We start from the raw sequence: 12,962 nt of genomic DNA, 5'->3' as shown, positions 1-12,962 counted from the left end.
GGTCAGCGCGCGGGAACGGAGAACCGGTGCTCGGTCAGCACCACGCCGCGCCAGTCGCGTCCAGTCAACGTCACCTCGACCGACGCCCCCGTGTCGGTCACCGCCACCGTGCCGAACTGGCCCGCCCCCGGGAACACGCCCCCGCTGTACGGGCCGCCCTTCACCCCGCCGGGACGATCCAGCGCCCCAGCGTGCAGCAGCGGGAAACCAGGGTGGCCGCTGGTGCTGTAGTCGGTGTTCGTGCCGTCATCGATGGCGACCATGTGGGCGTCACCGCTGACCATGACCAGGTTGCGGATCCCCGCGTCGGCGATCGTGTCGGCCAGCAAACGGCGCTCCTCGGGGTACCCGCCCCAGTCGTCAGCCGTCGGGTCGGCGCGCGCGATCCACGGGTCGGGATTCACCCAGATCACGACGGAGTGCTCCCGGCTCGCGGTCACGAGCTCGTGCCGCAGCCAGGCGAGCTGGCGGTCGCCGAGCATCGACTCGGCCGTCCGCTCCGAGCGGGTGTCGGTGAGCACGAACCGGACTCGGCCCAGCGTGAACGCCTGGTTGATCGCCCCGCCCGGTCCCGAAGGGAGCGGGTAGTGCGGCACATACCGGTCATAGGCGGCGCGGGCGGCCGAGCGGGTCGGCGCGCTCGCGTCGGCGTCGTTGGGCCCGTAGTCGTGGTCGTCCCACATGTAGGCGACCGGCACGCTTCGGTAGAGCGCCGCCTGCGCGGGCGCGGTCAGGGTTCGCCGGTAGAAGCCGGCGAAGCGGCTGATGTCGGGAGTGTCCGGGTTGCCGTAGTGCAGGTCTCCGGTGGCGACATGCAGATCGGGGCGCAAATCCCTGATGGCGTCGTAGACCGCGCCGTTCGATCCCGTGCGGGCGCACGCCCCGAACGCCACGGTCACCGACGTGGCCCCCGCCGTTCGCAGCTCGCCCACGCCGCGGGCACCATCGGCGTGTCCGTCCACTTCGATCCGATAGCGGTGAACGGTCCCCGGCGCCAACCCGTCGACCACCATCCGCACGACCCCGTCGTCACCCACGTCGGCCGTCGGCGACATCACGACCGGTCCGTCCCCGGCCGCGGGCTCCACGCGCAGCCGCGCCTGGCGGGACCCGCCCGCGACCTCGGCGACGACGGTCGCGCCATGTTCGGTGACGCCGCCCGCCCACGCCCACAGCACCCGGTCGGCGGGCAGCGCGGGCGTGGAGGACGCCGGGTGCGCCGGTCCGTAGAAGTTGTCGTAGACCGCCAGTGCCCCGACCCAGGTGCCGCTCACCAGCAGCGCCGAACTCACGGCAAGGACGGTGATCGCGCGGATCGTGCGCCCGCGCTGCCACACCAGCCAGAACCCGGCCGCGGGCGCGAGGAAGACAACCGCGACCACCAGGCTGACCAGCGGATGGTAGGCCAGCGCGGCCAGCGTGCCGAGCACGCTGCCAGAGAGCGCGAGCATGGTCGCGCCGACGGCTTCCGCCTTCAGCGCCACCAGCCACCCCACCGCCGCCAACCCGAGCAGCGCGAGCTGGGCTGGACCCGCGATCTGCGGGGCGAGGGTGTCGGCCTCCGGATTCGACGGCAGCCCCACGAACCAGGCCAGCGCCAGGAAGACGACGATCGCGGCGGGCGCCGCCATCCGGCTCGCCAGCCGGATGGCGCGTTCGGTCCTCGGGGCCAGCCGGATCAGCCCGAGTGGGCCGTGGTTCGGCGACGCGGACAGCGGGCAGTCGGCGCAGCGCCGGTGCCAGCGCGAATGGGCGAGCGCCCACCAGCCGGTCACGGCCAGCGTGGCGCCCCACAACGCCCCGGACGTGGTGTCGGACCACCAGTGCTCTCCGCCGTGCAGCGCGCCCACCGCGGCAACCCCCACCGCCACCGTGACCAGTGCCGCACCTGCCCAGGCCACTCGGGTGCGCCGGGTCAGCACGAGCAGTGCCAGCGGCACGAAACCGATGAGGACCGCACCCTGGATCTCGTGGCCGCTGGGGAACGAGTCGCCGGTCGCGCCCACCGGTCGGTCGCGCGGGACCAGCAGGTCGAGCGCGAAGTCGAGCAGCAGTCCGCTCGCCGCCGCCGCGGCGTAGGCCACCGGCACAGCCAGGCATCGGGTCGCGGACAAACCGATCACCGCGACCGCGGGCAGATAGAGCGGCACCGGGCCGAGGGGATCGAACGGACCGAGCAGGTCCAGGCCGGGCAGGCGGGGCGCCGTCGCGGCCACCCAGGCGTCCAGCCCTTCCAGCCGGTGTGGCGCCCTGGCCACCACGAAGGTGAAGACCGCCGCGGCCGCGCCGCAGAAGGCGGCGGCCCAGCCGAGCAGCAGCGTGCTCATCGCCCGCGGCTTCGCGGGCGACTGGCCGAGCGGGCTGTGCGCGAGCATCGGCAGCTCCCACCGGGCGGCCTCCGGCCACCGGGCGAACGCCACCGCGCACACCACCGCGACCCCGCCGAGCGCCGCGGCCACCGACAGCGACAGCGCCCACAGCCACGCGATGTCCGCGACATACCCGCCCCGGCGCAGATAGTTCGCGGTGGCGCCGATCACGACGTACACGGCGAACCCGCCGCAGCTCAACGCGGCCAGCAGATAGCCAACGCGCGGGCGCAGGCCCGCCACAAGCGCGCTGCCGGCCGGGTCACCGGTCAGCGTGTGCCTGGCGGTCGCGCGTGCCTCCAGTTCGATCCGACGCGCGCGCCCAGGGCCGCCTTTTCCGTGGAGCGCGTCGCGAAGCAGGGTGAGGAGAGAGACGAGGATGCCCGCGCCCATGATCGCGGGCACGAAGATGTGTGTGCGGGTGACGTCGAAGTCCGACAGCCAGTCCTCGCGTCCCCGGCGGCGGTTCACCGCGTCCCTCCGGGGTGGATGACCACGGTGCCCGCGTCACCGTCGACGGTGACCAGCCTGCCGTCGAGGGCCGCAGTGGCGCCGGGCAGGTTCAGCACCGCGGGCACGCCCAGTTCCCGGGCGACGATGGCCGCGTGCGACAGCGGGCCGCCGCGCTCGACGACGATGGCCCCGGCCCGCAGGAACAGCGGCGACCACGACGCGTCCGTCGCCGCGGCGACCAGCACCTCGCCCTCCGCGAAGGCGGCGTCCACCGGGTCGGTGACGACCCGGGCCCGCCCGGTGTGCCTGCCAGGGCTCGCCGCCCAGCCGGTGAGTTCGTCGCCTGCAGGGGCGGCGGCCACGCCGAGGTCGGGTGATCCGGTGAACCTGACCGGCAGAGGGCCCTCGCCCTGCCACCGCCCCAGCCATCGCGCCCGGTGTGCCACCTCGACTGGCGGCGGGCCCGCGCCGCGCAGCGCGGCCGCCAGTTCCCTTTCGTGCAGCAGATCGACCTGCGTGGGCGCTTCGAGCACACCCGCCGCGACGAGCCTGCCGCCCAGTTCCAGATGCGTCCGGCGAACCTCGCCGCCGAGCAGGAGGACCGCGGCCTTGACCCGTTCGCGGCGGGCCAGCCCGTCGGCGGCGTCGTCGACGAGCCTGCGGAGCAGGTGCATCCGCACGTCGACGATCTGGCCGGTGAGCATCCGGACCCGCCGCCACCCGGGCAGGGCGCGCAGGCGCCGTTCCAGCTCCCGGCGAGCGGTCTTGGCCTCTCCATGGCGCGGCGCGTGCCCGGGCGCGGGTAGACCCGCCTCAGCCCACGTCGGCCCTGCGAAGATCGACCTGGACATCGTCGCCGGATGCGCTGTGGACGCGCCCGCGCCGCTGGTGACCCGCTGCGCGTACGACGCCGCCACCGAGTCGCCGAGGTGGGGGACAAGGAACTCCGTCAGCTGCTGGTACGCCGCGACGGCGGCGGCGGCGACCGCCAGCTCCACCGTCATCGCCCGCCCGCCCAGGGCGATCAACCGCCGCCGATACGCCAGCAGGTCGTCGTCCGGTCGCCCGGACAGCGGCGGCGGCGCGGCGACGATCTCGTCGGTGGCCGCGATCACGACCTCGGCCTCCACGAGGGAGCGCCTGCGCACGGCAGCGGCGCGCAGCCCGTGCGGCAGCGATCGCAGCCCACCGCGCGTGCGGGACGCGGCACCGCCAGCGGCACCGCCGAAGTACTGGCGCTCGATCTCGGCCTCGGAGCCACCGGGCATCATCCTGGCCGCGGCTCGCAGCAGGTCGAGGTCCAGAGCGGCGCGGCCGCGCACCCGCCGGACGAACCGTGAGCCGTCCGCCGCGGGCAGCCCCCGCAGTGTGTCGAGGACGTCCCGCAGCGCCTCCTCGACCAGCACGGAGGCGACGTCCCACACCAGCGGCGCGATCACCCCGGGCAGGGTCTCGCCGATGCCGTTGGTGGTCAGTTCACTCCCGTCCGCGGGCGTGTCGCACGGGTCGGTCCGGTCGGCCGCGGCCACGGTGATCGGCCGGGCCTGCACCAGCCAGAGCCGCTCGTCGTCCTGTGCCCACTCGACATCCTGCGGGGCGCCGCAGGACCGCTCGACCCGCAACGCCAGATCGGTGGCCGCCTGGATCACCCGCGGCGTCCGCGCGTCGTGGACTCCGTCACGGGACACAAGCCAGACCGAGGGGGTCCGCTCGCCGGAGACCAGGGACTCGCCGAGCCCGTCGACGGACTCGACCCGAACCAGATCCGCCGCGCCGCCCGGGTCGACGGTGAAGGCGACCCCGGCCGTGCGCGCGGGCACCATGCGCATGAGCACCACGGCCATGGCGATCCCGCCGCCGCCGATGCCCCACATCGCACGGTAGGCACGCGGCGCCGGGTGCCACAGCGACGCCCAGGTCAGGCGCACGGCCCGCAGCACCGCGTCGTCCCCCGCGACGTCGAGAGTCGAGCGGTACTGGCCCGCGAACGAGGCCGCGGCGGTGTCCTCCACCGTCGCCGAGGAGCGCACCGCGACCGGCCCGCCCAGCTCTCGGGCCGCCTCCACGATCGAGCGGGCCACCGCATCGGGCACCGGGACGGCCAGGAACGCCTCGTCGACGACCTCGGCGGGCACCACGGCGCGTGGATCGGCCAGTTGGGCCAACAGCGCGGCCAGGTCCGGGTGCTCGGCCACCGCGCGGTACGCCGCGGCGGTGACGATGGCGGTCGGCGGGACCGCGAAGCCCAACCGCGCGAGACGATCAAGAGCGGCGCCCTTCCCTCCCGCGACGGGATTCAGCAGGGGAGCGCCGCATCCCAGCCCGGCGGTGAAAGCCGCCGTGTCCACGGCGGTCATCGCGACTTCCGTTCGGCGGGCACCAGGCTCCTCCGGTGCTCAGCAAGGGCTCGGTCGACGATCCGCTCAGCGGGCTCACCGGTGGCCGCGGCGTGCTCGTGCAGCCAGACCGCGAGATCCGCCCGCACGTGGACGGTCTGCCTGCCAAGCGCCAAGAAGCAGAACGCGGCCAGCTGCCCGATCAGGGCGGCGACGAAGATCGTGAACAGGTCCCAGTCCTGCTCACGGGCCACCTCGACCAGCCCGACCAGAGTCACCAGTGCGGCGGGGACGAGTGCGGCGGTGGCGCGGTGTCTCGGCATCATGGCCCTACGGTCACCTGTCGGCGGTGGCGCCTCCGACAGTCTTTGGACCCGACTTGCCGGGACCATCGCGGTCGGCCGTACCTCAACGGTTCGGGCGTTCGTGGCGTCACAGGCGGATGAGCGGCCATCGGGAGACGCGGCCCGGAAGCGCCTTGCCGACGCGGAGGCTCGGCTGCGCCGGTTTCAGGACCTGGACGCTGCCAGGCGATCGACCCCGGCCACTGACGGGGCGTCTCACGGGGCTTCCGCATTCGCCGAGCCGTCGTGCCTGAACCCTACTTCGCCAGGAAATCCAATAGATCAATCTTACGCGGAAGTAGGTCTTGCGTCACCCCGTGCCACGATCTACGGTTCGGGAAAGCGCTTGCCAGACGCAAGGTGCCGTGACGGCTGGCGTTGGCGTCTGATCCTCATGGAGGAGGCCACTTGGCGAGGGGATCGCGGGCTCGCATCGCCTTTCTCCGGTGCTGACAGGCGCAACGATGTTGTCGCCGCGCCGCGGGTCGAGTGCGTATTGGCCTTCGGTGAAGTCGTTGTCCTCGCGCGATTCGGCCGCGCGGGCGGACGAGGGGTCGGTTGTGACATCGGTACCAGGCGACGGTGGTACACACTAAGGAGAGTTCGTGAACTACAAGTCCTCTTTGTCCCGTCGAACATTCGGCAGGCTGGCCGCCGGGGCCGCGATGAGCATCCCGATCATCGGCGCCACCGCCGGGTTCGCCGACGCCGATCCGGCCAGGACGGTCGTCGGCCCCAGGGGCGCGTGGTGCTGGTTCGGCGACCCCCGCGCGGTGCACTACGAAGGAACGTACAAGCGGACCTATATCGGCTACATCAGCTCACTCGGCGAGATCGTCGTGGCGCAGTACGACCACACGACCAACCAGCTCACCCGGACCGTGGTGCAAACCGGCTTCCAGATCGACGACCACAACAACCCCTGCATCGTGATCCGGCCCGACCGGCGGGTCGTGCTGTTCTGGACCGGGCACGGCATCGGGGGCGGCATCTACTACCGCCGATCGGCGCTGCCCGAGGACATCCGCTCTTTCGAGCCGGTCAAGAGCATCACCACCAACGTCGCCGGGACCAGCGGAACCACCTACACCCACGGCCTGCAGCTGAGCGCCGAACCGAAGAAGCTCTACTTGTTCTTCCGCGGCGCCAACTACAAGCCTTGCTTCACGACCACGACAGGCTCCGATATCTGGACTACCGCCCAGACGTTCATCAGCGCGGGCGACTCACAGCGGCCGTACTTCAAGACCGCGAGCAACGGTGTCGACAAGATCCATTTCGCCTTCACCAACGGACACCCCCGCAACTATCACAACAACATCTACTACATGTACTACAGCGCGATCGACAAGAACCTGCACAAGGCCGACGGCACCGTCATCGGTCCGTGGGGCACCACCATCCGACCCGACCAAGGCGACCTGGTCTACGACGCGACCAACCGCCCCAAAGCCTGGATACACGACGTCGCCCAGGGCAGGGACGGCCGTCCCGTCCTGGTCTACGCCAACTTCCCCACCAACAGCGACCACCGCTACCGCTACGCCCGCTGGACCGGCGCCAACTGGTTCGACACCGAGATCACCGCCGCGGGCAACACCATCAGCGGCGACCCGTATGAGAACAACTATTCCGGCGGCATCACCCTCGACGACAGCGACCCCAGCGTCGTCCTGCTCTCCCGCCAGGTCCCCAACGGTCGCCACGAGATCGAACGCTGGCGCACCCCGGACGGTGGCGCGACCTGGACCTCCGAAGCCATCACCTCCGGGTCGACCGTGCTCAACGTCCGCCCGATCAAGCCCGTCGGCATGACCGAGAACGGCCCCATGAGCGTCCTGTGGATGCGTGGCGAATACCCCAGCTACGTCAACTGGAAGACCGACATCGTCGGCGTCGTCTGAATAGGGCTCGTCAGGCCCAGACCGACGCCGGACCACCTGGAGGTCCGGCGCCGGTTGGCGGTGTGAGCCGGGGCCTCGTCGATCCTGACGCGCTGGCGATCGAGGACTCCGTGGGGCGTTGGGCAAGTTGACCGGGATGCGGAGACGCGCCGGAGGCGGTTGCAGGCGGCCTCGCGGTTCTGAGGAACTCGCGGCATGCCTTGGAACGCAACCCGTCCATGGCTGAGAAGCTCGACGAGGAGCACACTCGGGACCTGCTCCAGATCAACCTCAACGCCCACTTCGAGGGCGATGTCGCCGGTGGGGTGTTCAACGGTGGTCCCGTGCTCACGCTCACCGCGATGGTGGACCACCGCTACGCCGACGGCAGCCACGCCGCCCGGATGGCCGACGCGGTCCGGCGCTACTGCCCGGACCCGGGCGCGTTCGAGCCGTCGTGACAGAGCTCGTCCAGTTCGGTGCGCAGGCCGGCGGTCAGCGTCTCGAGATCCGGGAAGTGGTCCGGGTCGACGATCGCCGTGACGGTCATCGTTCCCGCGTACGACACGACGTCGAAGCAGACGGTCATGTTGCCGCCGTCGGCGAGGGCGAGCGACATCGCCGAGACGATCGGCGACCCGTCGAAGGTCAGCTGCCCGCCGGGCACGCGGACGTGGCTCACGAGCGTGTGCAGGCGGCGCTGGTGGTTCATGTACCACCGGTAGCCGCCGAGCGCGGCCAGCGGTCGGAACAGCCAGCCCAGCACCGCGATCGGCGGCGGCCCGGTCGCCTCGGCCTTGTGCGCGCGGACCTCGGCGGCGACCGTCCGCAGGCGCAGGCCGACCTCGCCTGACGTCGGGACCTGGACGAGCAGGGGCGCGACCATGTTGCCCAGTTCGGGCCCCGCGACCGTCCTGCCGGACACGGGCACCGCGATGGCGAGCCGGTCGACTGACTCGCCCCGGCCGGTCAGCACCCGGTGCAGCGCGCCCGCCACCGCCACCAGGAGCGCGTCGTTCGTCGTCGCCCCGTGCCGGTGCGCGACGGGCCGGAGCGTGTCGAGGTCGACGCGGACCACCGCGGCGGCGAGGCGCGGGCCCGTCCGCTGGACCAGTGAGCACGGAGCGGCCTGCGGCGGGCGGAGTCCGCCGCCCGCGCTCATCGACGCGCGCAGCAGCCGCCACACCGCCCGGCCGCGGCGCAGCGCGCGTAACCGGTCCAGCAACGCCTGGCGGGCGAGTTCGCCCCGAGTCGGGCGCGGTCGAGGGAAGTCGTTCGGCGTCGTGACGCTCACGCCGTCCACCAGGTTCGCCAGGACGGCGAGCCCGCCCACGCCATCGGCGAGGACGTGGTGCAGCACGACCACCAGCGCGAACCCGCCGCCGGAGAGCCCGGTGACGCACACCGCCGACCACACCGGGGCATCGCGCGGCAGCGGCGTGGCGATCACGGAAATGGCGGTGTCCAGCAGCGCCCGCTCGTCACCCGGGGCGGAGCACGCCACCGCGCGGACATGGCGGCGGATGTCGAACGCGTCGTCGTCCACCCAGATCGGGCCGCCGCACCCGAGCGGCACCCGGAACAGCCGCTGCCGCAGCCGAGGAACCGCCGGTACACGCTCAGCGAGCAGCTGTCGGATCCAGGTGAGGTCGATGGGGCCGACCTGGTCGGTCCGCAGGACCACGCCGAACTGCTCGGGCACCCGTCCGGTGTCCATCGCGAGGAACGCCCGGTCCGTCGGACTCGCGCGGTCGATGGCCCGCTCATGGCGCACCGTCTCAGTCATGCCCCGAGTCGACGCGCCGACGCCGGGGTGTGCCAGAGCCCAAAGTCCCACCGCAACCTCGTCAGCCACGTCATGCGCATCGCCCCGGCGCAGGGCTGACCTCGAACCTCACGCCGCCGCCCCACGTAGCTGGTCAGCTCGCCGCCCGCGCACCGCCGTTGGTCGCCATCCTGACCTCACCATCGCAGCGCCCCGAGCGGAGACACCCGTGCCAGACACGCCGCTGCCCCGCCTGACCATGGTCGCGGTCAGGCGGGGCAGCGGCGTTCGTGATCAGGTGTGCGGGCAGGTCCCCTTGAACACCGAGGTCGCGGCATCCTGCGGAATCGGGCAGAGGAACTGGTCGTAGCGGGTGTCGTTGTCGACGAACCGCTTCAGCCACGCGATGCTGTACTTCGCGATGGTGACGTTCGGCGACATCGGCACGAAGTGGCTCCCGCCCGCGAGCTCGACGTAGGCCTTGTTCACGCCCGCGGGAATGCTTTCGTAGAACGGGATGGCGTGCTGTCCGACCGACGCGATCCAGTCGCTCTGCCCACCGACGATCAGTGTCGGGGTGCGCACGGCGGGAAAGGTCTTGCCCATGTCCCATGGTTCGAGCGGGATGGCGGCCTTGAGCGCCGGGTACGCCTCGGCTGCCTCGAGGGTGCCGCCGCCGCCCATGGAGTGGCCCATCAGTGCCAGGCGGGCGCCATCGATTCGGTTCTTGGCCGGGCTCCGCTCCACCAGGAACCTCAGCGCGGCCAGCATCTCCGTCGCTCGCGTCGCAGGCGGATCCCAGACCGTGTTGGTCGCGATGGTGAGTACGACGAAGCCCTGCGAGGCCAGCCGGGGCCCGTACCACTTGATCTCCGGCGACAGGAAGCCGGGCGTGACAACCACCGCGCCGAACGTGCCCTGGCTGGTGTCGGTCGGGTAGGTCAGCGTGCCACCGCCGAACCCGTTCCCGGCGGGAACCGTTGTGCTGGTGACCCCGAACGCCCCCGTCGGAGCCTCGATGCTCGCCGTCGTCGGCGCGGGACCCCGCTGGTACGGATTGCCTTGCGCACTCGCACCCGTGGTCGCCAGCCCGGTCCCGGTCGCGATCGTGGCCGCGACACCCACCGCGGCCATCAGTTTGCGCCATCTCCGCATGGTCAATTCCTCCGTCAGCCGAACGTCATCGGCGGCAACAGCACCCCACTCGCGCGGCAAAGCGCACCAAGAAGGGTCCTTTGTGGGATTTCGACAAATGCGCCGCCCAGACTTGCGGAATAGCCAAGTCGGAACTTGTCTCCAACCGGGGCTCCGTTCCGTCCCGACCGGGCACACAGGCGGCGCGGCCTATCGTGGCGAGAATTCGGTCTCTCCACGTCGACCGCCAGTTTCGCGCGGCGCGGGCGGATCAGGCATCGTCAGTTCTACGTAGGCCACACGTATTCGCGAGTCGGTTGAGAGTCGAGTCGTTTGTCGCAAGGTCGTTCCTTGCCGGCAATAGTGGTCAACTCGTGCCGAGGTAGGTCCCGGAGATCCCCGCCATGAGGTCGGTGACCGCGCCGTGCGCGGCCAACTCGCCGTGGGCGAGCACCCAGGCGGTGTCGCACAGGTCCTCGACCAGACGCACGTTCTGCTCGACCAGCAGCACGGCCGTCCCGTCGCGCGCGATGTCAGCCAGCAGGCCCGCGATCTCCTTGACCGCGACCGGGGACAGGCCGCTCGACGGCTCGTCGAGCAGCACCAGCCTGGGCTCGGACATGAGCGCGCGGGCGATCGCGACGGTCTGCTGCTGCCCGCCGCTGAGGCTGCCCGCCAGGTCGGCCCTGCGGCGGTGGACCCAGTCGAAGCGGTCGTACATCCGTGCCAACAGCTGCTTCTGATGTTTTCGGCCATGGGCGCCGAGTCGCAGATTGTCCTCAATGGACATGCCGGGGAACAGTCGCCGATTCTCCGGGCACAACGCGATCCCCGCGCGGACGAGCGCGGTGGTGTCCAGACCGGTGACGTCCTCACCGTCGAGCAGGATCCGTCCGCTCGCGCGGGGGACGCGGGCGAGGATGCCGAGCAGCGTGGTGGTCTTGCCCGCGCCGTTGGCGCCGAGGAGCCCGGTGACGGTTCCGGCGGCGGCGTGCAGGCTGACGTCGCGGACGGCGCGGGTGCGGCCGAAGGCGACGGTGAGGTTCTCGACGGTGAGCACGGTCAAACTCCGAGGTAGGACGCGATGACCGCGTCGTTGGTGCCAATGGCTTCCGGGGTGTCGTGGGCGATGACGGCCCCCGCCGCCATGGCCAAGACGCTGTCGGCCAGCGGCAGCAGGAACCGCAGGTTGTGGTCGACCACGATCGCGGCGACACCGAATTCGGCGCACGCCACCCGAACGGCGTCGCCGAGTGCGCGGGCCTGGGCGTCGTCGATGCCGACGGCGGGCTCGTCGAGCAGCAGGACGCGTGGGCCGGTGGCCAGGGCAAGCGCGATCATCGCCAGGCGCTGATCGGCGCTGGTCAGACTCGCGCACGGGCGGTCGACGACGTCCACGAGGCCCAACAGCGCGGCCTCGCCCCGGTCGGCGCCACGGCGTTCGGCGTGGGCCAGGCGCAGGGCTTCGCGCAGTGTCCACGTCGGGAACAGGCGCGTGGTCTGGAAAGTACGGGCGACGCCCGCGCGCACGGTCCGGTGGGCACCGCGCCCGGAAACCGGCCTGCCGTCGAGCAGGACGCGGCCCTCGGTGGGCTTGTGGGTACCCGCGAGCAGGCTCAGCAAAGTGGTCTTGCCGGAACCGTTGGGGCCGATCAGTCCGAGGACGCGCCCGGCGTCGAGCTCGAACGACACACCGTCGACGGCCGCGACCCCGCCGAACCGCTTGACCAGCCGATCCGCTTCGAGCAGCGTCATGCGACGACCTCCTTCCCGCGCCGGAACGCGCCGAGCACGCCGTCGGGGACGAGCAAGGTCACGGCGATGAACAGCGCGCCGAGCACGATCTGGCTCACGCCCGGCCCGAGGTCGATCAACTGGGTGAAGCCGAGCACGATGGCGGCGCCGACAATCGGCGCGTAGAGCCGCCCCGCACCGCCGAGCCCGATGGCCACGAACATCAGGAAGCTCTGCACGAAGGTGAATTGCGACGGTGCGACGACGCCGTTGTACTGGGCGAACAGCACCCCGGCCCAGGCGCCGAAGCCCGCCGACGCCACGAAGGCGACCAGCTTGACCCGGGCGGTGGGCACCCCGAGGTGCTGGGCGAGGTCCTCGTCCGCGCGGACGGCCCGCAACCGCGCGCCGAGCCGGAGCTGGGAGATCACGTAGAACACCGCGAGACCTACACCGAGCGACGCGGAGAGCAGCACGATCGTCGTGTCCAGGGTGAACCCGAGGGCGACGGGACGGCCGTTGGGCCCGCCGGTGAGGTCCGCCGCGTTGGTGAACACCAGTGTGACGACGGCGGTGAAGAACAGCGTGCCGATGGCGAACTGTTGGCCGCGGGTGCGGCTGAACACAAGCGCGACAAGCAATCCGACCAGCATCGTGCCCGCCACGGCGGCGACCGCGGCGGGCGCCGCGGGGACACCGCGTTCCAACAGCACCGCCGACAGGTACGCGCCGCCGCCGTAGAACGACGCCTGCGCCAGGCTCGGGTAGCCCGCCAGCCCTTGGACGAGGTTGAGTCCGGTGAGGGCGATGCTCCACGCCACGACCAGGAGCGCGACCTGGCCGAGGTCGCCCTGCAGGTTCGTCAGGAGCAGGTGCGCGGCGACGCTGACGGCGGCGACGCCACCGAAGACGCCCGCGTGCCGAGCCGCCGGGGGAACAGTCAT

At 71.7% G+C, this 12,962-nt stretch carries 10 protein-coding genes; 2 read left to right on the top strand and 8 right to left on the bottom strand.

The features are described from left to right. Nucleotides 1-2: 2 nt before the first annotated feature. From ACSHT8_RS05275 to ACSHT8_RS05265, 3 genes are read right to left on the bottom strand one after another with little or no spacing between them, the layout of a single operon-like run. A complete protein-coding gene (locus tag ACSHT8_RS05275) occupies nucleotides 3-2,840 on the bottom strand; it encodes an alkaline phosphatase D family protein (protein WP_436498237.1) in 2,838 nt (945 codons plus the stop codon). After that, nucleotides 2,837-5,179 carry a PEP/pyruvate-binding domain-containing protein gene (locus ACSHT8_RS05270; protein WP_436498235.1) on the bottom strand — a complete coding sequence of 781 codons (2,343 nt, stop codon included), beginning with the start codon at nucleotides 5,177-5,179 and terminating at the stop codon, nucleotides 2,837-2,839. The genes ACSHT8_RS05275 and ACSHT8_RS05270 overlap by 4 nt, the downstream gene beginning before the upstream one ends. Then, entirely contained in the window at nucleotides 5,176-5,484 is a 309-nt protein-coding gene (locus tag ACSHT8_RS05265; protein WP_436498233.1) for a hypothetical protein, read from the bottom strand. The genes ACSHT8_RS05270 and ACSHT8_RS05265 overlap by 4 nt, the downstream gene beginning before the upstream one ends. Before the next feature lie 623 nt (nucleotides 5,485-6,107). On the opposite strand from ACSHT8_RS05265, the gene ACSHT8_RS05260 reads away from it, so the two are divergent. Both ACSHT8_RS05260 and ACSHT8_RS05255 read left to right on the top strand, forming a co-directional pair. Continuing rightward, on the top strand, nucleotides 6,108-7,406 hold the full coding sequence (locus tag ACSHT8_RS05260; protein ID WP_436498231.1) for a BNR-4 repeat-containing protein: 1,299 nt from the start codon (nucleotides 6,108-6,110) through the stop codon (nucleotides 7,404-7,406). A gap of 218 nt (nucleotides 7,407-7,624) precedes the next feature. Beyond that, on the top strand, nucleotides 7,625-7,846 hold the full coding sequence (locus ACSHT8_RS05255) for a hypothetical protein (protein ID WP_436498229.1): 222 nt from the start codon (nucleotides 7,625-7,627) through the stop codon (nucleotides 7,844-7,846). On the opposite strand, the gene ACSHT8_RS05250 is transcribed toward ACSHT8_RS05255, so the two are convergent. From ACSHT8_RS05250 to ACSHT8_RS05230, 5 genes are all read right to left on the bottom strand, one after another. Further along, nucleotides 7,810-9,171, bottom strand: coding sequence for a wax ester/triacylglycerol synthase domain-containing protein (locus ACSHT8_RS05250; protein ID WP_436498227.1), 1,362 nt, complete (start codon nucleotides 9,169-9,171; stop codon nucleotides 7,810-7,812). The genes ACSHT8_RS05255 and ACSHT8_RS05250 overlap by 37 nt on opposite strands. Nucleotides 9,172-9,444: 273 nt before the next feature. Further along, complete coding sequence (locus ACSHT8_RS05245) at nucleotides 9,445-10,305, bottom strand: dienelactone hydrolase family protein (RefSeq protein ID WP_436498225.1); 861 nt, start codon at nucleotides 10,303-10,305, stop codon at nucleotides 9,445-9,447. Nucleotides 10,306-10,651: 346 nt separating this feature from the next. Continuing rightward, complete coding sequence (locus ACSHT8_RS05240) at nucleotides 10,652-11,344, bottom strand: ABC transporter ATP-binding protein (RefSeq protein ID WP_436498223.1); 693 nt, start codon at nucleotides 11,342-11,344, stop codon at nucleotides 10,652-10,654. A gap of 2 nt (nucleotides 11,345-11,346) precedes the next feature. After that, entirely contained in the window at nucleotides 11,347-12,039 is a 693-nt protein-coding gene (locus ACSHT8_RS05235; protein ID WP_436498221.1) for an ABC transporter ATP-binding protein, read from the bottom strand. Then, nucleotides 12,036-12,962, bottom strand: a complete 927-nt coding sequence (locus ACSHT8_RS05230) for a branched-chain amino acid ABC transporter permease (protein WP_436498219.1) — start codon at nucleotides 12,960-12,962, stop codon at nucleotides 12,036-12,038. Before ACSHT8_RS05230 ends, ACSHT8_RS05235 begins: the two co-directional genes overlap by 4 nt.

This window comes from Actinokineospora sp. HUAS TT18, from assembly GCF_051364635.1.
Classification (GTDB): Bacteria; Actinomycetota; Actinomycetes; order Mycobacteriales; family Pseudonocardiaceae; genus Actinokineospora.
This window is presented reverse-complemented; position numbering and strand designations above follow the sequence as displayed.